Source organism: Rhodococcus sp. 06-235-1A (assembly GCF_002258785.1).
Taxonomy (GTDB): domain Bacteria; phylum Actinomycetota; class Actinomycetes; order Mycobacteriales; family Mycobacteriaceae; genus Rhodococcoides.
Genome location: NZ_NOYI01000027.1, coordinates 304,089 through 324,633, shown reverse-complemented (window position 1 = coordinate 324,633; position 20,545 = coordinate 304,089). Strand labels below are relative to the sequence as shown.

General features: G+C 66.6%; 25 protein-coding genes. 4 read left to right on the top strand and 21 right to left on the bottom strand.

Annotation, left to right across the window (positions count from 1 at the left end):
* Positions 1 to 33 precede the first annotated feature (33 nt).
* Positions 34 to 1,353: a glutamate-1-semialdehyde 2,1-aminomutase gene (gene hemL / locus CH275_RS25215; RefSeq protein WP_094680869.1), complete on the bottom strand. Its 1,320-nt coding sequence runs from the start codon at positions 1,351 to 1,353 to the stop codon at positions 34 to 36.
* 69 nt (positions 1,354 to 1,422) lie between these two features.
* A complete protein-coding gene (locus CH275_RS25210; RefSeq protein WP_094680868.1) occupies positions 1,423 to 1,857 on the bottom strand; it encodes a DUF1707 SHOCT-like domain-containing protein in 435 nt (144 codons plus the stop codon).
* A 76-nt stretch (positions 1,858 to 1,933) separates the two neighbouring features.
* Here CH275_RS25210 and CH275_RS25205 point away from each other — a divergent pair, with 76 nt between their 5' ends.
* The gene (locus CH275_RS25205) at positions 1,934 to 2,467 is read left to right on the top strand and encodes a pyridoxamine 5'-phosphate oxidase family protein (protein WP_094680867.1); all 534 of its coding nucleotides are present in this window, start codon (positions 1,934 to 1,936) and stop codon (positions 2,465 to 2,467) included.
* Here the strand turns inward: CH275_RS25205 and CH275_RS25200 are convergent.
* From CH275_RS25200 to CH275_RS25185, 4 genes are read right to left on the bottom strand one after another with little or no spacing between them, the layout of a single operon-like run.
* Complete coding sequence (locus CH275_RS25200) at positions 2,464 to 2,997, bottom strand: hypothetical protein (protein WP_094680866.1); 534 nt, start codon at positions 2,995 to 2,997, stop codon at positions 2,464 to 2,466. The two genes, CH275_RS25205 and CH275_RS25200, sit on opposite strands and share 4 nt — an antisense overlap.
* A 54-nt stretch (positions 2,998 to 3,051) precedes the next feature.
* The gene (gene bioD / locus CH275_RS25195) at positions 3,052 to 3,741 is read right to left on the bottom strand and encodes a dethiobiotin synthase (protein ID WP_094680865.1); all 690 of its coding nucleotides are present in this window, start codon (positions 3,739 to 3,741) and stop codon (positions 3,052 to 3,054) included.
* The gene (locus CH275_RS25190; RefSeq protein ID WP_094680864.1) at positions 3,738 to 4,886 is read right to left on the bottom strand and encodes an 8-amino-7-oxononanoate synthase; all 1,149 of its coding nucleotides are present in this window, start codon (positions 4,884 to 4,886) and stop codon (positions 3,738 to 3,740) included. The genes bioD and CH275_RS25190 overlap by 4 nt, the downstream gene beginning before the upstream one ends.
* A gap of 24 nt (positions 4,887 to 4,910) precedes the next feature.
* Entirely contained in the window at positions 4,911 to 6,185 is a 1,275-nt protein-coding gene (locus CH275_RS25185) for an adenosylmethionine--8-amino-7-oxononanoate transaminase (RefSeq protein WP_094681131.1), read from the bottom strand.
* Between the two features lie 85 nt (positions 6,186 to 6,270).
* Here CH275_RS25185 and CH275_RS25180 point away from each other — a divergent pair, with 85 nt between their 5' ends.
* From CH275_RS25180 to CH275_RS25170, 3 genes are read left to right on the top strand one after another with little or no spacing between them, the layout of a single operon-like run.
* The gene (locus CH275_RS25180) at positions 6,271 to 7,620 is read left to right on the top strand and encodes a serine hydrolase (protein WP_094680863.1); all 1,350 of its coding nucleotides are present in this window, start codon (positions 6,271 to 6,273) and stop codon (positions 7,618 to 7,620) included.
* A 46-nt stretch (positions 7,621 to 7,666) separates the two neighbouring features.
* The gene (locus CH275_RS25175) at positions 7,667 to 7,873 is read left to right on the top strand and encodes an inositol 2-dehydrogenase (protein ID WP_094680862.1); all 207 of its coding nucleotides are present in this window, start codon (positions 7,667 to 7,669) and stop codon (positions 7,871 to 7,873) included.
* 43 nt (positions 7,874 to 7,916) lie between these two features.
* Entirely contained in the window at positions 7,917 to 9,884 is a 1,968-nt protein-coding gene (locus CH275_RS25170; RefSeq protein ID WP_094680861.1) for an acyl-CoA dehydrogenase family protein, read from the top strand.
* 18 nt (positions 9,885 to 9,902) lie between these two features.
* On the opposite strand, the gene CH275_RS25165 is transcribed toward CH275_RS25170, so the two are convergent.
* From CH275_RS25165 to CH275_RS25100, 15 genes are all read right to left on the bottom strand, one after another.
* Positions 9,903 to 10,697, bottom strand: a complete 795-nt coding sequence (locus CH275_RS25165) for a cyclase family protein (RefSeq protein WP_094680860.1) — start codon at positions 10,695 to 10,697, stop codon at positions 9,903 to 9,905.
* Complete coding sequence (locus CH275_RS25160) at positions 10,697 to 11,872, bottom strand: PQQ-dependent sugar dehydrogenase (RefSeq protein ID WP_094680859.1); 1,176 nt, start codon at positions 11,870 to 11,872, stop codon at positions 10,697 to 10,699. Before CH275_RS25160 ends, CH275_RS25165 begins: the two co-directional genes overlap by 1 nt.
* 85 nt (positions 11,873 to 11,957) lie before the next feature.
* A complete protein-coding gene (locus CH275_RS30190) occupies positions 11,958 to 12,161 on the bottom strand; it encodes a heavy-metal-associated domain-containing protein (RefSeq protein ID WP_094681130.1) in 204 nt (67 codons plus the stop codon).
* Positions 12,162 to 12,181: 20 nt separating this feature from the next.
* Entirely contained in the window at positions 12,182 to 12,463 is a 282-nt protein-coding gene (locus tag CH275_RS25150; protein WP_057475165.1) for a metal-sensitive transcriptional regulator, read from the bottom strand.
* A 16-nt stretch (positions 12,464 to 12,479) separates the two neighbouring features.
* Positions 12,480 to 12,731, bottom strand: coding sequence for a hypothetical protein (locus CH275_RS25145; RefSeq protein WP_256991206.1), 252 nt, complete (start codon positions 12,729 to 12,731; stop codon positions 12,480 to 12,482).
* Positions 12,728 to 13,153 (bottom strand): hypothetical protein, encoded by a 426-nt coding sequence (locus CH275_RS25140; protein WP_094681129.1) that lies wholly within the window; start codon positions 13,151 to 13,153, stop codon positions 12,728 to 12,730. The genes CH275_RS25145 and CH275_RS25140 overlap by 4 nt, the downstream gene beginning before the upstream one ends.
* Before the next feature lie 52 nt (positions 13,154 to 13,205).
* Positions 13,206 to 13,646 carry a hypothetical protein gene (locus CH275_RS25135; RefSeq protein WP_094680857.1) on the bottom strand — a complete coding sequence of 147 codons (441 nt, stop codon included), beginning with the start codon at positions 13,644 to 13,646 and terminating at the stop codon, positions 13,206 to 13,208.
* A 35-nt stretch (positions 13,647 to 13,681) separates the two neighbouring features.
* Positions 13,682 to 13,855, bottom strand: a complete 174-nt coding sequence (locus CH275_RS29660; RefSeq protein WP_179276310.1) for a hypothetical protein — start codon at positions 13,853 to 13,855, stop codon at positions 13,682 to 13,684.
* Between the two features lie 80 nt (positions 13,856 to 13,935).
* Positions 13,936 to 14,553: a hypothetical protein gene (locus CH275_RS25125; protein WP_094680855.1), complete on the bottom strand. Its 618-nt coding sequence runs from the start codon at positions 14,551 to 14,553 to the stop codon at positions 13,936 to 13,938.
* Entirely contained in the window at positions 14,550 to 15,524 is a 975-nt protein-coding gene (hemB, locus tag CH275_RS25120; RefSeq protein WP_094681128.1) for a porphobilinogen synthase, read from the bottom strand. The genes CH275_RS25125 and hemB overlap by 4 nt, the downstream gene beginning before the upstream one ends.
* A gap of 77 nt (positions 15,525 to 15,601) precedes the next feature.
* Positions 15,602 to 17,164 (bottom strand): uroporphyrinogen-III synthase, encoded by a 1,563-nt coding sequence (locus CH275_RS25115; RefSeq protein WP_032401867.1) that lies wholly within the window; start codon positions 17,162 to 17,164, stop codon positions 15,602 to 15,604.
* Positions 17,161 to 17,331, bottom strand: coding sequence for a hypothetical protein (locus CH275_RS29655; protein WP_155289207.1), 171 nt, complete (start codon positions 17,329 to 17,331; stop codon positions 17,161 to 17,163). Before CH275_RS29655 ends, CH275_RS25115 begins: the two co-directional genes overlap by 4 nt.
* On the bottom strand, positions 17,324 to 18,301 hold the full coding sequence (hemC, locus tag CH275_RS25110) for a hydroxymethylbilane synthase (protein WP_094680854.1): 978 nt from the start codon (positions 18,299 to 18,301) through the stop codon (positions 17,324 to 17,326). The genes CH275_RS29655 and hemC overlap by 8 nt, the downstream gene beginning before the upstream one ends.
* A complete protein-coding gene (locus CH275_RS25105) occupies positions 18,298 to 19,710 on the bottom strand; it encodes a glutamyl-tRNA reductase (protein WP_094680853.1) in 1,413 nt (470 codons plus the stop codon). Before CH275_RS25105 ends, hemC begins: the two co-directional genes overlap by 4 nt.
* Positions 19,707 to 20,537 carry a redox-sensing transcriptional repressor Rex gene (locus CH275_RS25100; protein ID WP_094680852.1) on the bottom strand — a complete coding sequence of 277 codons (831 nt, stop codon included), beginning with the start codon at positions 20,535 to 20,537 and terminating at the stop codon, positions 19,707 to 19,709. Before CH275_RS25100 ends, CH275_RS25105 begins: the two co-directional genes overlap by 4 nt.
* Positions 20,538 to 20,545: the final 8 nt, after the last annotated feature.

The window sequence follows — 20,545 nt, the reverse complement described above, 5'->3', positions numbered from 1 at the left end:
GCTAGTCGGGTGATGATCACTTCTGTGTAGACGTCACAGTGGTGCTGCAGCGGCTGCGGCGGCTTTCGCTGCCGCAGGGGCTGCGTCGGCGATGATCTCGAAGGCTCGGTCGTCGAGAGCGGCCGAGACGAACCAGGCCTCGAATGCGCTCGGCGGCGGGTAGACCCCGCGGGAGAGGAAAGCGTGGAAGAACGCCGGGTAGCGCCATGTCTGCGCGGCCTTGGCCTGCGCGTAGTCGGTGACGGGTCCATCGGCGAAGAACACACTCACCATAGTGCCCGCGAACTGCACCTGATGGGTGACGCCTTCGGCGATCAATGCGTCGCCGAGCAGGGTTCCGAGCCTCTGCGAGTTGGCCTGCAGCTTCTCGTACACGGCTGCGTCGGCCAGTTGCAGGCTCGTCAGACCGGCAGCGACGGCCACTGGGTTACCACTGAGCGTGCCCGCCTGGTACACCGGTCCGGCGGGCGCGAGGTAGGCCATGATGTCTGCTCGGCCACCGAATGCGGCAGCCGGCAGTCCACCGGACATGACCTTGCCGAAGGTGTAGAGGTCGCCCGCGACACCGTCGATGCCGTACCAACCGGCGGCGCTGACGCGAAACCCGGTCATCACCTCGTCCATGATCAGCAGCGCGCCGTGCTCGGTGGCCAGGTGCCGCAGTCCCTCGTTGAAGCCGGTGACCGGGGCAATCGCACCCATGTTTCCTGCGGCTGCCTCGGTGATGATGCAGGCGATCTGGCCGGGGTTGGCCTCGAATGCGGCAGAAACGGCGGCGAGGTCGTTGTAGGGAACGACGATGGTGTCCGACGCCTGTGCACCGGTGACTCCGGGCGAGGTCGGGAGCCCGAAGGTGGCCAGACCCGAGCCTGCGTCGGCCAACAGGGCGTCGACGTGGCCGTGGTAGCAGCCGGAGAATTTCAGGATCTTGGTGCGGCCGGTGAATCCGCGGGCCAGACGCACCGCGCTCATGGTGGCCTCTGTGCCCGAATTCACAAGGCGAACCTGGTCGACGGGGCCGACCCGGCGCACGATTTCCTCGGCGAGCTCGATTTCGCGCTCGGTGGGTGCACCGAACGACAGGCCGGTTGCCGCGGCCTTCTGGACGGCTTCGACGATGGCCGGGTGAGCGTGCCCGTGGATCATCGGGCCCCACGACGAGATGAGGTCGACGTAGGACTTCCCGTCGGCGTCGGTCATCGTGTAACCGCTGGCCTGCGTGATGAAGCGAGGCGTTCCGCCGACCGAGGCGAATGCCCGCACCGGCGAGTTGACGCCACCGGGAATCACCGTGCTCGCGCGAGCGAAAAGTTGGGCCGATACGGGGGCGTCGTCGCCGAGAGGAGCAGTCACGACTTCCAGTGTCCCAGGTTCGGCGAAATCACCAACTACAGGGCGTAATAATGCGCTCGCGCGACGGCCTCAATCGTTGTCGGTTTTCTTGTCCTCGGGCATGAACACCATCGCGATCAGGATGATGCCCCAGATTCCGAGGGGCCACAGCGGCCAATAGGAGGTCGGCTCGCCGTCGGAGATCCACTGAACGGCCCAAATTCCGTTCATCACGACGGCACCGCCGAACCACCAGCGCCACTCGTCCAGATATTCGCGCCACTCGCTCCCCGTGTGGGCGACATCGACGGCCGTCGATTCCTCGGCGGCCGGCAAGTCGCGAACGATCTCGGCCAAGTCGCCGCGAGTCGTCGACGCCCATACCGCGTCGAGCCGTTGTTCGTACTCGACCAGCGTCAGGCGGCCCTCGCTCATCGCCAGGCCCAGTGTGTTCACCACGACCTCGCGTTCGTCGTTGCTGACGCGCAGGTCCAGCCGATTGTTCTTGTCGAGATTCTTTCCCATGCGCAGCCTCCCGGTACCCGTGTCCGTTTCGTCACCTTAACGGTTGAGTGGGCTACACACCGGGTAGTTGGTTTCGATGACGAACACCGAGAGAACAGGCACCGACAGCGCCGCAGACGGCGTCACCAAGGTCGCCGAACTGATGTCCGAATCCGGACTCTGCATGTTCACCACGGTCGGCCGAGACGGGCACCTCATCTCGCGCCCGATGGCATTGCAGGAGGCCGAGTTCGATGGAGACCTGTGGTTCTTCGCCGCTCACGACTCGCGCAAGGTGGCCGATATCGCGGCGAATCCCACCGTCAACGTCTCGTTTCAGACCGGCGCGGGCTGGGTGTCGCTCTCGGGGACGGCCGCCGTGGTCGAGAACACCACGAAGGCCGAAGAACTGTGGAACAGCCGGGCGGCCGCGTGGTTCGAGAAGAACCCCGATTCCCGTGAGGTGGCGTTGATCCACGTGGCCGCCGAGGGCGCGGAGTACTGGTCGACTCCCGGGTCGAAGGTGTCCAACCTGTTCGCCTATGCCAAGGCGAAGATCACCAACGAGCGGCCCGATCTCGGCGAGCACGAGGTCGTCGAGCTCGAGCTACCGCACAATTCGACGGATTAGTTCTGCTCGTGCCGGGGTGCCGTCGGGGGCACGTCCGGATCGCCCACGAAGTCCCGGTGGCCGGTGACGTGGCGGTCGTCCGTCACATTGTGGTCGCCCATGGCGTTACGGTCATCTGCAACGTTCCGGTCATCTCGCACGTTCCGGTCATCTCGCACGTTGCGGTCGTGTGTCGTGTTCCGGCCGTTCTTCACGTCCGGGTCGATCCGATTCGCGCGCTCGAACTGCGAGTCGACCTCGTCGCGGGACGACGCTGCGACGCCCTGATGAGACTGCGCCTGCTGGGCGAGCTTGTCCGCCTCGGCGGCTTTGACGTCGGCCTCGGCCTGCGCCCGACGCGCCTTGGCCTCACTTTCGCGAGCCAGCAGCTCACGCTCCTCGACGATGGCCGCTTGATCGGCTGCCTTCTCGCGAATATCGTTCGCTTCCAGCCTCTTTCGTTCCTTGCCTTTGCGCGCCACGACCAAGGCGACGGCAACGACCAGCACTACGACGACTACTGCAACGATGATCCACACAGCGGTACTCATAATTGGAACTCCCGATCTGTTTCGAATGCCGAAGCGGCAGACGATCCTGGTCGGTTACCCGAGTAACGAATCAGTAAACTCGCCGAACATCGTGCGGGCGAGCGCACCGAATTCCTGCTCATCCAACGCGCCTGCACCGCCGGGCACTGATGCGATCAGCTCGAGCCCCGTCACGAGCGGCAACTCGTCGCGGTTGACCCCCGCGGCCAGGCTCGGTTCCGCGGGCCACGACCCGATCACCAACCCCGCACATCCGACGCCCGCTGCCCGCACCGCAGCGACGGTCAGCGCACTGTGGTTCAGCGTTCCCAGCTCTGCACTTGCCACGATGACGATCGGCGCAGACACGGCCCCGGCAACGTCGAGCACGGTGAACCCTTCGGCACCCAGCCGCACCGCGACTCCACCCGCACCTTCGACCAGAACGAGGTCGTGACCCTCGTCGAGCACTCGCACCGCGTCGACGACGGCGCCGAGTTCGAGCATCGGCCTGCCCGATCGACGTGCTGCGACGTCGGGAGCGAGCGGCTCCGGATACCGAGCCAGTTCGATCCCTCGCACCCCCGAAAGACGTTCCACCACATCGATATCCGACTCCTCCGCCGAGCCGTCGCCGACACCGGTCTGCGCCGGTTTGCACACTGCCACCGTCCGTCCGCCTGCGCACGCGGCCGCCGCGATACCTGCGGTCACCACGGTCTTGCCGACGCCGGTCGACGTTCCGGTCACGAGCAGAACCGTCACCGCAGAACCGCCGCATTCAACACCGTCGCATTCAACACCGTCGCCAGAACCGATGCGGCACGGTCGATATCGGCGTCGGTGAGGTCGGCGCGCGCGGTCAGTCGCAGCCGAGATGCATCGGCCGGAACCGACGGCGGCCGGAAGCATCCGACGCGCACACCGAGGTCCAGACAGTCGCCGGCCGCGCGCACTGCCCGCGCAGCATCGCCCAGGATCACCGGAACCACCGCCGATAGCGTCGGCGATACTCCGGCTGCAGCTGCCAGCTGCGTTGCTCGCATGCCGATCGCGTCGACCCGTTCAGGTTCGGCGCGTAGCACTTTCAGTGCTGCCGCCGCTGCGCCCACCGACGCGGGAGCGAGCCCGGTATCGAACACGAACGTGCGCGCTGCGTGCAGCAACTGGGCGCGCACCACTGTCGGACCGAGAACGACGCCACCCTGCGACCCCAGTGCCTTCGACAACGTCGCGGTGATCACCAGGTCGGGTGCACCGGCCAGTCCGGCCTCGTGGACGGCCCCGCGCCCGCCGGCACCGCGAACACCCAATCCGTGTGCTTCGTCCACGACGAGCACCGCGTTCCGTCGCCGACACACCGAGTACAACTCGGCCAAGGGTGCGAGATCGCCGTCTGCGCTGAACACCGAGTCGGTCACCACCAGGGCCCGCTGTTCGGGACGCTCCTGCAACAGTTGGTCCACGTGCTGCGGATCGCAGTGTCGAGCGACAGCCACCCGCGCCCGAGACAATCGACACGCATCGATCAGCGAGGCGTGCGACGCAGCGTCGGAGATCACCAGTGAGCCTCGGCCTGCCAGCGCGGTCACGACGCCGAGATTGGCGGTGTATCCGGAGGAAAACACCAGCCCGGAGGCGGCCCCGACGAACTCGGCGAGGTTCTCCTCCAGTCGCTCGTGCGCCGTCGTCGTCCCGGTGACCAGCCGTGATCCGGTGGACCCGCCGCCCCATCGGCGTACGGCAGCGCAGGCCCCGTCGATGACCGCCGGATGCCGGGCCAGCCCGAGGTAGTCGTTCGACGCCAGATCCAGCACCGTGTCCTCCGCGGTACGCGCGATGACGACGCGCTCGAGGCCCGCGTTGCGTCGGTCCTGCGCGGCTGCGTCGAGCCACTTCAGAGCGGTCATTCCAGCACCATACTTGAACGCTGTTCAAGTATGGCTTCGAGCCACCGCCAGCATGGCCTGAGCGATGGCCGCCACGTCCTCCTCGGTGCAGATGTACGGCGGCATTGCGTAGACGAGGCGGCCGAACGGCCGCAGCCATACCCCCGCGTCGACGGCCGCAGCGGTGGCCCGCACTATGTCCACGGGGTTGTGCAACTCGATGACGCCGATGCCGCCGAGAACGCGAACGTCGGCGACCCCCGCGAGCGACCGGGCGGGCACGAGGCCGTCGACCAGGCCCGATTCAAGCCCGGCGACCTCACCGCGCCAGTCGCGCGAGAGCAGCAATTCCACCGAGGCCACCGCGATCGCGCACGCCAGCGGATTGCCCATGAACGTCGGCCCGTGCATCAGGCCACCGGCCTCACCGCCCGAGACCGTCATGGCCACGTCGGTGGTGCACAGCGTCGCCGCCAGGGTCAGATATCCGCCGGTCAACGCCTTGCCGACACACATGATGTCCGGTGCAACACCCGCGTGATCGGCGGCGAACAACTCTCCGGTCCTACCGAACCCGGTCGCGATCTCGTCGAAGATCAGCAGCACGCCGTACTCGTCGGCCAGCCGGCGCAGTTCCGCGAGATACCGCGGGTCATGGAATCGCATACCGCCCGCGCCCTGAACGATCGGCTCGACGATGATCGCTGCCAGCTCGCTCGCGTGCGCGGCGAGCACCTGCTCGAATTCGGCGACGTAGGACTTGTCGAACTCCGCGGGCGGAATCGGAGCGAACACCTGCTTCGCCAGCACATCGGTCCACAGCGTGTGCATCCCACCGTCCGGATCGCACACGCTCATCGGCGCGAACGTGTCGCCGTGGTAGCCACCGCGCCAGGTCAACAGCCGTGTGCGACCGTGCTTGCCACGGGCACGCCAGTACTGCAACGCCATCTTCACTGCGACCTCGACCGACACCGACCCGGAATCGGCGAGGAACACCTTGTCGAGCCCAGCAGGGGTGATCTCGACCAGCAACTCGGCCAATCTGGCAGCAGGCGCGTGCGTGAGTCCGCCGAACATGACGTGACTCATCCGGCCCAGCTGATCGTGCGCGGCGGCGTCGAGCACCGGATGCCGGTAGCCGTGCACCGCCGCCCACCACGAACTCATCCCGTCGACGAGTTGCCGACCGTCGGCCAGGTTCAGCCGAACCCCGGATGCACTGTCGACCACCAGCGGGGTCGCGCTCGCCGGGAACCGGCTGTAGGGGTGCCACAGGTGGTCGGAATCGATTCGACGGACGTCCTCGGAAGTCAACACGCCACAGCACCCTGCCACAGCAACCCGTGAGCGCCGTCTCCGTCACGCTCGAAGGCGAAATGTCCGAATCCGTTAGCATCGCAGAATGACTATGCCGCGCAGTACGACGAGACTCGCAGTCGTTGCCCTCGCGACAGCCCTGACACTCTCCGCCTGCGGAGGCACAGCCGAAACACCTGCGTCCACAACCACCACGACACCGACCTTCGATGTGGACACCTCGACTCCCCTCGGCGCTCTCAACGACCGGATCCTGCAGTGGATCAACGGAGAGAACACGCCCGATCCAGCTGCAGTGGAGGCTGTCATCGGCCCCGAGTTGGCCGAGGCGGTCGCTCCGCTCGGCGGGCTCGTCACACCACTCGAACAATTGCGCGCCGGAGCACCGAACGTGGCCACGGGCTTCGAGGCCGGCCCCGATACCGGCGTCCTGCGTTTCACCACCGCGGGCATCCCAGCCACGATCTCGACCTCGATCGGTGCCGACGGCAAGCTCAACGGATTTCTGGCCCGGCCGGACACTCCCGAGATCTCGTCGTTCGACGACCTCGATGCGGCACTGTCGAAGGTGGCTCCGAACTACTCCTACAGCGCATCTCGTCTCAACGGCGGTGACTGCGAGGCCGTCTACTCCACCAACGCCGACGCCGTGCTCCCTCTGGGGTCGGTCTTCAAGTTGTACGTCCTCGGCGCGCTCACCGACGAGATCGAGGCAGGCACGGTCCGGTGGGACGAGCAGCTCACCGTCCGTGACGAGACCAAGAGTGCGCCGTCGGGCGAACTGCAGAATCTGCCCGACGGCACCGCGGTGTCGGTTCGGGAGGCAGCCGAGAAGATGATCTCGTTGTCCGATAACACCGCAACAGACCTGTTGATGGAACGCCTCGGCCGCGAACGCGTCGAACGCCAACTGGGCGTCATGGGACATCACGATCCGTCGGTGATGACACCGATGATGGACACCCGGCAGTTCTTCGTCATCGGGTTCGGCGATCCGAACATGCGGGCCGAGTGGTCCGATGCGGATCCGGATGCCCGCGTCGAGTTGCTCGATCGAGCGGACGCGCGACCGCTCGAGATCGACTTCGAGAACTTCCTCGACAATCCGGCGTCCGCCGACGGCGTGGAGTGGTTCGCCAACGCGCAGGATGTCTGTGCTGCGATGGGCTACCTGGCGACCGGCCCGGCAGCCGAGGAGAACCGGCGCATCCTGTCGATCACCCCGGGCGTGCAGCTCGACGCGGCGCTGTGGCCGTACTCGGGCTTCAAAGGTGGCAATGCTCCCGGTGATCTGGCCGCGGCGTTCCTGGCCACCGATTCGTCCGGTCAGGACTGGATCGTCACCGAGCAGTTCCGGGCCGACGGTGCCATCGATCTCATTCCGTCCAGCTACGCGTTCCTCGTGGCGCAGGAGGCGTTCGCCCTGCTGAAGTGAGTGTGATTTGTAACATCGATGTTACTGCTGCATTACACTCGCGGTCGTGGAGGCAGAACACGAACCAGCCCAGCAGGCGTGGCCGACGGGATTCAAAGAGTTCCTGATCGGCGAGTTCACCGACTTCAGTCCCCTGGTCACCAGGGCTCTGGAGGACAATTGTGCGTCGCTGTTCCACGACGGTCCGTACGCGAAATCGGGCTTCTGGCGCACCTTCCGGGCGGTGTGGAAAGAATTCGTCTGGCCGGTCTGAGCTTCCGGCCTTCACAGGCGGCCGCGAAAGGTTACCGTCGAGTATGGCAACCACAACGGATCACCTTCGGAACACTCTGGACGGCCGCTGGCGAGATGTGAAGAACGAGGCGCGCAGGCAATTGGCCCGCGACGAGTTCCGTCCGCACTACACGCCGAACACCGTCATCGCCCGCACCAAGGCACTCGAGCAACTCAAGCTTCTGGCCGCCGCCGGTGCAGCAGACAACGGCTTCAAGAAGGAACACGGCGGTACCGGCGATGTCGGCGCAGCGGTGACGATGATCGAGATGCTCGCAATGAGCGACCTGTCGCTGATGGTCAAGGCCGGCGTCCAGTGGGGACTGTTCGGTGGTGCCATCGAGAACCTCGGCACCGAACGCCACCACGAGGCCTACGTCCCCAAGATCATCAGTCTCGAACTGCTCGGCTGCTTCGCCATGACCGAGACCGGACACGGCAGTGACGTGCAGTCGCTCGAGACCACGGCCACCTACGACCCGAAGACGGACGAGTTCGTCATCAACTCCCCCACACCGTCCTCGCGCAAGGACTACATCGGTGGTGCCGCCGAGACCGCCACTGTCGCCGCGGTCTTCGCTCAGCTCATCACCGCAGGCCCGGGCGAGGAACCCGAGAGCCACGGTGTGCACTGCTTCTTCGTTCCGCTGCGCGACGAGAACGGCGACGACCTGCCCGGCGTCACCACCTCGGACTGTCAGTACAAGGGCGGTCTGCCCGGAGTGGACAACGGCCGCATCATGTTCGATCACGTCCGCATCCCGCGGGACAACCTGCTCAACAAGTACGCCGACGTCTCCGACGACGGTACGTACTCCTCCCCCATCGAGAACAAGTCCCGACGGTTCTTCACGATGCTCGGCACGTTGATCCGCGGCCGCGTCACGGTCGGCGGCAGCGCCGCTGCAGCGGCCCGCGTCGCCCTCGACATCGCGACGCGATATGCGTTGCAGCGCAGGCAGTTCGCCGCACCCGATTCCGATCAGGAGGTCCTGATCATGGACTACCTGGTGCATCAGCGTCGACTGTTCCCACTGATTGCCAAGTCCTACGCCCTGCAGTTCGCACAGAACGAACTCGTGTCGAAGATGCACGAGCTGCAGACCGCGGACAATCCCGACGCCGAGGAGCAACGCGAGCTCGAATCGAGAGCCGCTGGCCTCAAGGCAGCGAACACCTGGCACGCCACCGCCGCGATTCAGGAAGCCCGCGAAGCATGCGGCGGCGCAGGCTATCTCGCCGAGAACCGATTGATCTCGCTCAAGGCCGACACCGACGTGTTCACCACGTTCGAGGGCGACAATCACGTGCTCACGCAGTTGGTGGCCAAGGAACTGCTCACCGCGTACGCCGACGACGTCAAGTCCATGAGCCCGGTCGAATGGGTCAAATTCGCCGCCGACATGGTCGGTGACCGCGTCGTCAAACGCACTGCGGCGCAGGCGATCATGCAGACCATCCTCGACCGCCGTCAGGACAACGAGGAGGAGGGCTCGCTGTTCAACCGCGGCACCCAGGTCAAGATGTTCGAGGACCGCGAGGAGTACCTGCTCTCCACCGTCGCTCGCCGGCTGCAGTCCAAGTCCAAGGAGACCAGCCCGTTCGAGGCGTTCAATGCGGTGCAGGATCACGTTCTGCATGCTGCGAGCGCACACATCGATCGCATCATCTTCGAGGCGTTCATCGCCGGCATCGAATCGTGCGAGGACGCCGATACCAAAGACCTGCTCGAGGAGGTCTGCGACCTGTACGCCCTGTCGGTGATCGAGAAGGACAAGGCCTGGTTCATCGAGCACCGCTACCTGTCCACCGAGCGGTCCAAGGCTGTCACCCGCGCCATCAACGAGCGGTGCCGGACGCTACGTCCGCACGCGGAGTTGCTGGTCGACGGATTCGGGATACCCGACGCGTTGGTCGGCGCTGCGATGCTCGGCGAGCCAGGGGCGGGAGCCGAGGAAGAGCCGGCCGACAACCCCAGTCACGCACACTGACGGGTAACGGGACCTGAGCTAGGGAACTATCGCAAAGACCCGGCAGGGACCGCCGGTCGCGCCCGCGTGCTTCGGTGCGCCGACGACGACCGTCGCCCCTGCCGGGGGTACCGCGTCGAGACCCGCCAGTGCCTCGACGCCGTAGCGCCCGGCCCCGAGAACTGCTGTGTGCGCCGGGTATTCGCGGTCGCTCATCCGGTCGAGACTGAGCGTGTCGACCCCGATTCCAACGACGTTGCGCTCGTGCACCAACATCTGCGCCGCGTCGCCGCCGAACCCGGGTGCTGCGCGCTCGGCCAGCCTGTTCTGCCAGCCACTGTGCATCACCACCAATGCGCGGTCCGGAATCCGGCCGTGCTCGCGCTCCCACTGCGCGATGTCCTCGGTCGTGACCACGGCTTCCGGGTCGGATCCAGCCCGGGCCGAGATGTCCACGACGACAAGCGGGGCGATCAGGTCTTCCAAAGGCAGGATGTCTGCTGTCGCACCGCCGCGAACGCGATGCGCCGGCGCGTCGATATGCGTGCCCGTGTGCTCCCAGAACGAAAGCTTGTTGACCAGGAAGCCGCCGAACTCGTAACCGGCGACGGGGCGCATCGAGAACGGTTCGTTGCCCGGCCACACCGGAAACGTGGGACTCAGGGTGTGGGTCAGATCCACCAAGCGACCTGCCGGGATCGCCGAGGCGACCACAGGCTCGGCACGCACCGCTCCGGCCGCCGCAACAGTCAGCGCGGCGGCCCCCAACGACCCGAACAGCGCCCTACGGCCGATTCTGCGATGTACCGTCTCGACGACCTCGGGGCCACACATCAGTCGGCGGCGGGGGTGACGAGCAGAACCTTGTCGTCGGTTCCGTTGTCGGTGGTCAGCAGGAAGGCCCCGTCATCGCCGAAGCTGGTGAGCGAGCGCAGTCGACCGTATTTACCCTCCAGGGCGTCGGCTTCGTCGACGTACTCCGTGCCGTCCTCGGACAGCTTGAGGAACACGAGCTTCTCGCCCTGCTGACTCGACACCACGGCCGACCCGTTCCACGAACCCCATCCCGCGCCGCTCGCGAACGTCAGACCGGGCGTCGCGATGGTGGGGCTGCCCGAGCTCCACACTGCGGCGCGCGCACCGGGCACGCGGGTCGGATCGGTCATCGGTACCGACTCGTCGTAGATGAACGGGAGTCGATCGGGGCGGTACCCGTAGTTGCCGCCTGCCACCAGGAGGTTCAACTCGTCGTCCCGGGTCGTGCCCTGCTCCACCTCGTAGAGTTGGCCGGTGCCGGGACGAATCGCCAGCCCCTGCACGTTCCTGTGCCCCAGGGTGAAGATGCGATCCGGCGAACCCGCGGCTGCCGAACCGTCGGCGTTGATGTGCAGAACCTTGCCGCCCAACGAGTTTCGATCCTGCGGAACCGTCGGCGTTGCAGTGTCTCCGGTGCCGACGTACAGGGTGCCGTCGGGATGAGCCAGAATTCGGCAGCCGCCGTGACGACCGCCGTCGGCGACGGGAATGTCGTCGACGAGGGTGCCGGTGCGTGTGAGCGCCGTCCACCCCGGGTCGACGGTCCACGAGAGCACGGCGATGTGGTTGTCGCTGCCGCCGCCCGCGCTGCCGGTTCCGGCGCTACCGGTCCCGCCTCCGCCGCCCTGTACGCCCTGGCACGTGTAGATGGTTCTGGAGGTACCGAAATTCGTCGCGAGGGCGATGCCCATGAGGCCGGTCTCGCCCGACGCGTACAGATCGTCGAGGTCCGCGGCCAGCTCGCGCGTGGCACCGCCGACGTCGCGGATCACGAACCGTCCGGCACGCTCACCGGTCAGCACCGTCCCATCCGGCGCGACCACCGCATCCCACGGTTTCGCGAGTCCGGTGAGCACCTCGGTGACCGTCAGATCGGGAAGCGGATCGGCCTGCGCCGTTGCGCCCGTCGAGCATGCGAGCGTCAGGAAGACGCTGGCGGCGAGTACTCCGGAACTGGACACCAGCTTGTTCATCCACACTCCTGACGACGATCCGCGACCAGCCCGATATGACCGGTATCACATGATCTTAAACACATTCAGGGTGTGATTCGCCGACTCACGACGCGATTCGGTACCCGGCCTCGACGATCGCGGCATCCACCGCTGAGCGGTCGAGTTCCGAATCACTGCTCACCACAACCGATCCCGCTTCGACATCGACGTCGACGCCGGTGACTCCCGAGATCTCCGCTACTTCTTCTCGCACCGACGCGGCACAATGTGCGCACGTCATACCCTCGACCGAAAACGTCGTCTGCACGTCGATCACCTCATCTTTCGTCAGGAACGAACCAGGCGCGCGATGGCCTCGGACGCCTCTTTCACTTTCGCGTCCGCCTCGGGTCCGCCCTGCCTCGCGGCCTCGACCACGCATCCCGCGAGGTGGGCGTCGAGCAGTTTGAGCGAGACCGACTGCAACGCTTTGGTCGCCGCGGAGACCTGGGTGAGAACGTCGATGCAATAGCGATCGTCGGCGACCATCCTCGATATCCCGGCCACCTGGCCCTCGATGCGACGCAAGCGCTTCAGCAGATCGTCCTGCTCGGCGGTGTAGCTGCTCATGGGACCGATGGTACCCCTACCCGGTAGGGGGTGCCCCCTCGGTGAGGAGTCGGCGTACGCCGTCGACGATCAGCAGGCCAGCAACGATGACGGCAAGAGCGGCAAGCGCGATCCAGGACCCCGAGTAGAACGTTCCGGTATACGCCGGGGACACATCGGGAACCTCAGGAAATGCTGTGAGGCGAACACCTGCGTTCCAGCAGACCACGGCGCCGATCACCGCGATCAGCGCCGACACCAGCTCCGCCCACCCCACGGACTTCCTCACAGGTACTCCCGCTTCGCCGTCTCGAGGGCCGCGCGCAACCCGTCGTCGTCCTTCGCCCACGCCTGCACCAGTCCGCCGCCCACCAGACGTAGCCCGATGCCGTGGCGTTTGCGTGGCACACCCGCGAGTTCGCCGAGCACGCGCGCGGTCTCCCACCTCTTGGGCTCGTACTCGTCGTCGGCGTACTCGGCCGGCGGAAATATGTCGTCGATGTCGGCGACGTCGACGGTCTCGGTGCCCTGACGCAGTTGCCGGGTGGTGAGTTCGACGCTGACGTGCATCCGAGCAGCGCGCAGCTGCACATAGGTGAGACCGACGAGTATCGCCGAGAACAGCAGGAGGGCGAAGTAGTGGACGACGGGACCGGACAACAGCTCGACCACGAGCACCACGAGGCAGAACACGGGCCCCCACGCCAGCATGCGCCACCGTCCACCGGGCTCGTGGAACAGGACGGTCTCCTCGACGGGGGTCTCACTGCTCACGGTGGAACCATTCCCGCGCGGAGGGCCGATAGACGAGAACGGCCGCGACGACCAGAGCAACGGTGATCACCAGCAACACGAACGGGAACACCAGCGCAGCGAAGGTCAACAGCAACGCGACGGCTCCCGACAGCGCCACCAGGGCACGTCGAAACCTGCGATCTCCGCCGCGGACGGGGCCGGACATCAGCCCTATCGCCAGGCCGACGACCCCGAAGATCACGCCGAGTCCGCGAAAGACGGTGAGGAAGGAATCGATCTGTTGGTCCGACGCTCCGCCGGTCGTGAACGACGCGCGAATCTGGTCGACGGGAAGTGTCAGGGCGATCATGCAGACGACGATCAACAGCACTGCCGAGGCCAACCACAGCCAGTAGGCGGCCGAGACCACCCTGGGTCGAACGAACGGTGCGTCGATGTCTGCGCTCACGCCAGACATCCTGCCATCGTGGGCGGACCCTGGGTTCAGCCGGCAGAGATCCCCAGTGCCATGATCGCGATTGCGGCCGAGACTGCCAGCAACAGTCCGAGCAGCGCCCAACCGGGACGGCCGCTCTCGGCGGGACAGGCTTCGCGGTCGACCGTCGATTCGACTGCCGGCTGCGTGAGGCCTGGTGCTGCAGGGGTGTTCTCTGCCATGTCGGATCCGATCACTCGAGACGATATCGAGAGTGATGCTAGTCACACAGTCGATACCGCGACCGAGAACACGCCCGAAACTATCGCTTTCGAGACTCCACGAAGTATTCGTTGGATTCACGACGGTGCATCAGGTAGATCGCCCCGGCTGCCAGCACACCCTGGCCGATACCGAGCACATTCATCACGATGTTCGCTGCGCCTGCGCTCGACGCGATGGCGAACAGGTCGAGAATCGTGGTGAACACGGTGAACGATCCGATGATGGTGAGCAGCATGCGTGCCCACATTTTGCCTGCGCGCATCCGCTTGACCCAGAACAGGAACAATGCCCCGAAGCCGATCACGACGAACACCGTGACGACGAGCATCACCGTCACCATCGACTGCGCGGATTCGACGGTCATGTCCGCGGCCGCGTCCTGCGCCGCGAGCTCGTCGAGCAACGACTGCGCAAATTCCGTGCGCGCTCCGAACAGCGTCCACACCGAGAACAGAGCCGAGACCGCCCCGATCAGCGCCACTCCCCACCACAGGTGGCGCGCCGTTTCCACGTCGACCGGCGCCGGACGCGCGGTGGGTTCGAGCTCAGGGCCCGATTGCGGGAACCCGTGCTCGAGCTCCCAGCGCTGCCAATCCGGTTGCGACGGAGGATTGTTGGGCTTGTCGGGGTTGTGTCCCGGAGGGAAATCGTTCACAGCCAGCCCGCCACTTCGGTAGCCCAATAGGTCAGTACTACATCGGCACCGGCGCGCCGAATACCGACGAGCGATTCCAGCACCGCGGCGTCGCGATCGATCCACCCGTTCTGCGCAGCGGCGGTGATCATGGAGTATTCCCCGGAAATCTGGTACGCCGCAACCGGAACCGGTGACATCTCGGCGACGTCGCGAAGAATATCGAGATAGGACATCGCCGGCTTGACCATCACCATGTCGGCACCCTCGGCGAGATCGAGCTCGACCTCGTGGGTGGCCTCGCGACGGTTCGCCGCGTCCTGCTGGTACGTCCGGCGGTCACCCTGCAGCGACGAACCCACCGCTTCGCGGAACGGTCCGTAGAACGCCGAGGCGTACTTGGCCGAGTACGCCAACTGCCCCACCTCGACGTGGCCCGCCGCGTCGAGTCCGGCGCGGATCGCACCGACCTGGCCGTCCATCATCCCGCTCGGTCCGAGCAGGTGCGCACCGGCATCCGCCTGCGCGACGGCCATGTCGACGTAGCGCAGCAGGGTCGCGTCGTTGTCGATCGAGCCGTTCTCGCCCAGCACCCCGCAGTGTCCGTGCGAGGTGAACTCGTCCAGGCAGGTATCGGCCATGATGACCGTCGAATCCCCCAGATCGGCTTTCAGGCGCGCCAGCCCGCGGTTGAGGATCCCGTCGGGATCGGTTCCGCCCGAGCCGATCTCGTCCTTGTCCTCGGCCTTGGGCACCCCGAACAACATGACCCCGCCGACACCTGCCGTGACGGCCTCCTCGGCAGCCGCGCTCAGCGAATCCAACGTGTGCTGGAACACTCCAGGCATCGAGCTGATCGCCCGCGGCTCGGAAATGCCGTCGGCCACGAACATCGGCAACACCAGATGCCGTGGCTCCAAGGAAGTTTCGGCCACGAGCCGGCGCAGCGCCGGGGTACGGCGGAGGCGTCGGGGACGGTCGGTGGGGAACACGGTGGAACCTGCCTCACTTCGTTCGGCTCGTGCGCGTTGCGCGTAGTCGGAGCTACGCACAACGCGCACGAGGCGCGTCAACGCCTACGTGACTTCTTTCGCGGCGGGGGCAGTGCACCCTCGGCGCGCAGGCGAGCCGCGTGCTCGGCCAGAGCTTCGACCAGCGGTCCGACCTGAGCCGACTCGGGCTGCACGTCCACCCGCAGACCGAACTCGACGGCCGTCTCGGCGGTCTTCGGGCCGATACACGCAACGAGCGTGCGCGCGTGCGGCTTTCCGGCGATGCCGACCAGGTTCCGGACGGTGGAGCTCGACGTGAAGCACACCGCGTCGAATCCGCCGGTCTTGATCATCTCGCGAGTCTCGGCGGGGGGCGGTGCTGCCCGGACGGTGCGGTACGCGGTGACGTCGTCGATTTCCCAGCCTCGCTCACGCAGACCCTCGGCGAGAGTTTCGGTAGCGATGTCGGCGCGAGGGAGTAGGACTCGGTTGACCGGGTCGAACACCTCGTCGTACGGCGGGAAGTCCTCGAGCAGTCCGAGCGAGCTCTGCTCACCCGACGGCACGAGCTCGGGGTTGATGCCGAACGAACGCACCTTGGCCGCGGTTGCCTCACCGACACAGGCGATCTTGACGCCGGAGAATGCGCGGGCGTCCAGACCGAACTCCTCGAACTTCTCCCACACCGCGCGCACGGCGTTGGTGGAGGTGAAGACGACCCACTGGTAGCGGCCGTCGACCAAGCCCTTGACGGAGCGTTCCATCTGGGCCGGGCTGCGCGGGGGTTCGACGGCGATGGTCGGTACCTCGATGGGGATGGCTCCGTGGGTGACGAGTCGATCGCTCATCTCGCCGGCCTGGTCCTTGGTACGCGGCACCAGCACGGTCCAGCCGTACAGTGCGCGAGATTCCCACCAGGACATCTTGTTTCGGCCCGAGACGACCTTGCCCACGGTGACGACGAGGGAACCGACGAGCTCGGATCCGGCGTCGTTGAGGGTGGCGAGGGTGGCCTCGACCGTGCGCTGCTGACGGGTGGTGCCCCGAACGGTGATGGCCGCGGGCGTCTGCGGTGCCAGGCCGTGTTCGACGAGGGCACTGGCGGTTTCGGCCAGATGCCCCGACGTGGCGTGCAGCACCAGCGGGCCGGGAGCAGCAGCGAGTGCCGCCCAGTCGACCTCGCCGCGGACGTCGGCCTCGGTGTGACCCGAACCCAGTGCCATGCCGGCGTAGCTGGGGACGGCCGATCCTGCGGGCAGGCCGGGAAGCACCTCGAACGGCACGTGAGTGCGAGCGACGGCACTCACCTCGGCGATCACCGAGTCGGTCGTGAGCGGATCACCGGAAACCAGGCGAACCACGTCGTGGCCGTTCTTGGCTTCGGCGAGAAGAGTTTTGGCGACCTCGGCCGGTTCGCCGAGGGCCGGACGAACCTCCACACCGTTCTCGCCCGTCTCCGCGTCCCTCGGGACATCGGCACCGACGAGGGCTGTGACGCCCTTGTCGACGTCGGGATCGGTGAATGCGAGCTCGGCCGCTCCGAGCACTTCCCGTGCCCGGACCGTGAGCAGAGCCGGGTCACCCGGCCCGGATCCCACGAACAGGATCCGTCCGTTGGTGTTCTTGCGGACTGGGCTCATCGGTTGTTCTCCAGTGCTGTCTTGTGTGGGTACTGCAGTTCTATCGGGGTTGCGGTGCCCCGTTTCGGAATCAGTCGAGCGGTGGCGATCGACTCACGTCGTACGACGGGACGGGTCGCCGTGCGTTTGGCGCGTCCGCGGACGGGTGCCGTTATGGCCCTAGACATGAGATCCACCCTGTACCCGAGAACCGGCCTGCGCTGGTTCGGTGACTGAAACGAGTTCGCGCGCACCGAGATCGAGCAGTTCGCGGGCCAATTCCCGGCCCAGCTCCTCGGCTCGGTCGGGGGAACCGACGATCGACGCGCGGATGGTGTCGCTGCCGTCGATGGCGGCGACGCAGCCCCGCAAGGACAGTTCGTCGAAGATGCGGCCGTCCTCGTCGATGGATTCGACGACCTCGGCGATCGCGCCGACCGGAGCGGTGCAGCCGGCTTCGAGTTCGGCGAGCAGTCCGCGTTCGGCTGCCACTGCGGCGCGCGAGTGTGCGTCGTCGAGGGTGGCGATCGCGGTCACCAGATCGGTGTCTTCGACACGACACTCGACTGCCAGCGCGCCCTGTGCGGGTGCCGGGAGCAACTGAACCGGGTCGAGCGCTTCGGTGACGACATCGAGTCGGCCGATGCGGGACAGTCCGGCGCGGGCGACGATGACGGCGTCGAGTTCGCCCGAGGCCACCTTCCCGATCCGGGTGTCGAGGTTGCCACGCAGCGGCTGAACATCCAATCCCTGTCCGAGAGCCCGCAATTGAGCAATCCGGCGGGGAGCGGACGTACCGACCTTCGCGTCGGCGGGGAGTTCGCCCAGTACCAGTCCGTCGCGGGCGACCAGGGCGTCACGCGGATCCTCACGTGCCGGGATGGCGGCGATGGTGAACCGCTCGTCGGCTGCCGTCGGCAGATCCTTGTACGAGTGCACCGCGATGTCGACGGTGCCGTCGGCCAGCGCCTCGCGCAGCGCCGCGGTGAAGACGCCGACGCCGATCGTCTGCACGGGAGCAGCAGACAGGTCGCCGGCCGTCTTGACGATCACCAGTTCCGCTTCGACGCCTGCAGCGGCCAGGGCCACCCGAACGGTATCGGCCTGGGTGGTCGCGAGAAGGCTTCCGCGAGTACCGATCTTGACGATGCCGGTCATTCGGCACGCTCCTGACCGGAGGTGCCATCGGGATAGGAGTCCGAGCGCAGATCGGTGCGGCTGGCGGTGAAATCGTCCACCAGTTCCAGCGAGCCGATCTCCATCGGCGTGGCAACGGCGTCGACCGAGCCGGGGCTCAGCTCGAACAGCTCGCGTAGCGCAGCGGCGTACGAATCTCCGCCCGGTGTGCTGGCGAGCTGCTTGACGCGCACCGTCGGCGAATGCAGCAACTTGTCCACGACGCGGCGCACGGTACGGGCCACCTCGTCGCGCTGCGGCGAATCGAGCCCGGGCAGCCGCGATTCGAGGCGCAGCAGCTCTCCCTCGACCACCTCGGCGGCGCGCTGGCGCAGTGCCGTGACGGTGGGGGTGACCTCGGCAAGTCGTTGTCCGGCAAGGTAACCCGAGAGTTCACTGGAGACGATCTCGCGGGCGGCCGACGCGTCGTTCGCCGCGGCACCGGCAGCGGGATCGCGCTGCAGGGACTCCATGTCGAAGACGGTGATGCCCGGCAGACCCGACACCGCGGCGTCGACGTCGCGCGGCAGACCGAGGTCGCAGATCACCAACGGTCGATCCGAGCCGCGGCGGGCGAGCGCGAGGTGAGCGTCGGCGATGGAGACCACGGCCCCCACCGCTCCGGTACAGGTGACGAGGATGTCGGCCTCGGCCACGGCGTCGGCCAGGCTTTCGAGGGCGACCGAGGTTGCCGCGATGCCGTTGGACACGGCGTTCTCGGCAAGATGGTCGGCCCGCTCGCGGGTGCGGTTGACCACGGTCAGCGCACCGATTCCTGCCCGGCCGAGATGCGCGACGGCGAGGCCGCCCATCGCTCCGGCTCCGAGGACGACGGCCTTGCGGCCTGCGAGGGAACCGTCGAACCGGTCGGCGGCGCGGTCGAGGGCCACCGAGACCACCGAGGCACCGGCAGCGTCGATGCCGGTTTCGCTGTGTACCCGCTTGCCGACGCGCAGCGCCTGCTGAGCGAGCTCGTGCATCACTCGGCCCGACGCCTGCTGCCCGTCCGAGGCGGCGTAGGCCGATCGGATCTGGCCGAGGATCTGCTGTTCACCGATGACCATCGAATCCAGGCCGCTGGCCACTGCGAACAGGTGCTCGACGGCGGCTTCGCTGTAGCGGACGTACGCATGCTTGGTCAGGTCTGCGATCTCGAGCCCGGAGTGCTCACCGAGAACTTCGCCCACAGCGGTCAATGCACCGTGGAAGGCGTCGACGACGGCGTAGATTTCGACGCGATTGCAGGTGGACACCACCATGACCTCGGAAATACTTCCGCTGGCCATGAGCTTGTCGGTCAGTTTCGGGCGATCGGTGTCCGTGATGGCGACACGCTCGAGGACTGCGACGGGAGCGCTACGGTGCGATATCCCGACGAGAAGGACACTCACGGTGCAATCACCGATCCGTTTCTTGTCGAACTGTTGACTGGGCTTGGGTTACCGGCGATACGTGGGCCGTGACTGCGACCGAGACGCGCAGTGGACGTGAGCGGAGGCGGCGAGACCGGTTGGGGCCGAGGCACGGTGACGATGGCAGGCTCGGCGATCCGGGCCGGTTCGGAGACGTTGCGGGAGCTGTTGAAGGAGAGCACCTGCATCTCCACGGCCAGATCCACGCGCCGAACCTCGACGTGCTCGGGGACGTCGAGCACCATCGGCGAGAAGCTCAGGATGCATTCGACGCCGCCCGCGACGAGCTTTTCGGCAACGGCGTGCACGGCGTCGTCAGGGGTGGCGATGACGCCGATGGTCGCTTCGAGTTCACGGCAGGCCTTGTCGAGTTCGTCTACGTGCCGAACGGTCAGGCCGTCGACCGCGGTGCCCACGCGCGCCGGGTCGCGGTCGAAGAGGCCGACCATCGTGAAGCCGCGGCGCGCGAAGCCGCCGTATCCGGCCAGCGCCTGCCCCAGGTTGCCGACTCCGGCCAGCACGACGCGATGGCCGCGATCGAGCCCGAGTGCGCTCTCGATCTTGGCGCGCAGGCGGGCTACGTCGTAGCCGACTCCGCGAACGCCGTTGGGGCCGAGAAAGGAGAGATCCTTGCGTAGTTTCGCCGATCCGACGCCTGCCGCTGTGGCGAGTTCTTCACTCGAGACGATGAGAACGCCCTCGTCCGCGAGGATCGAGAGGACCCGCAGGTACGTCGCCAGACGGGTGACCGTAGCCTGAGGGATGACCCGCTCTACGCCGCTGGGCGACGGGCGCTCTTCGGTCACGTCTGGGG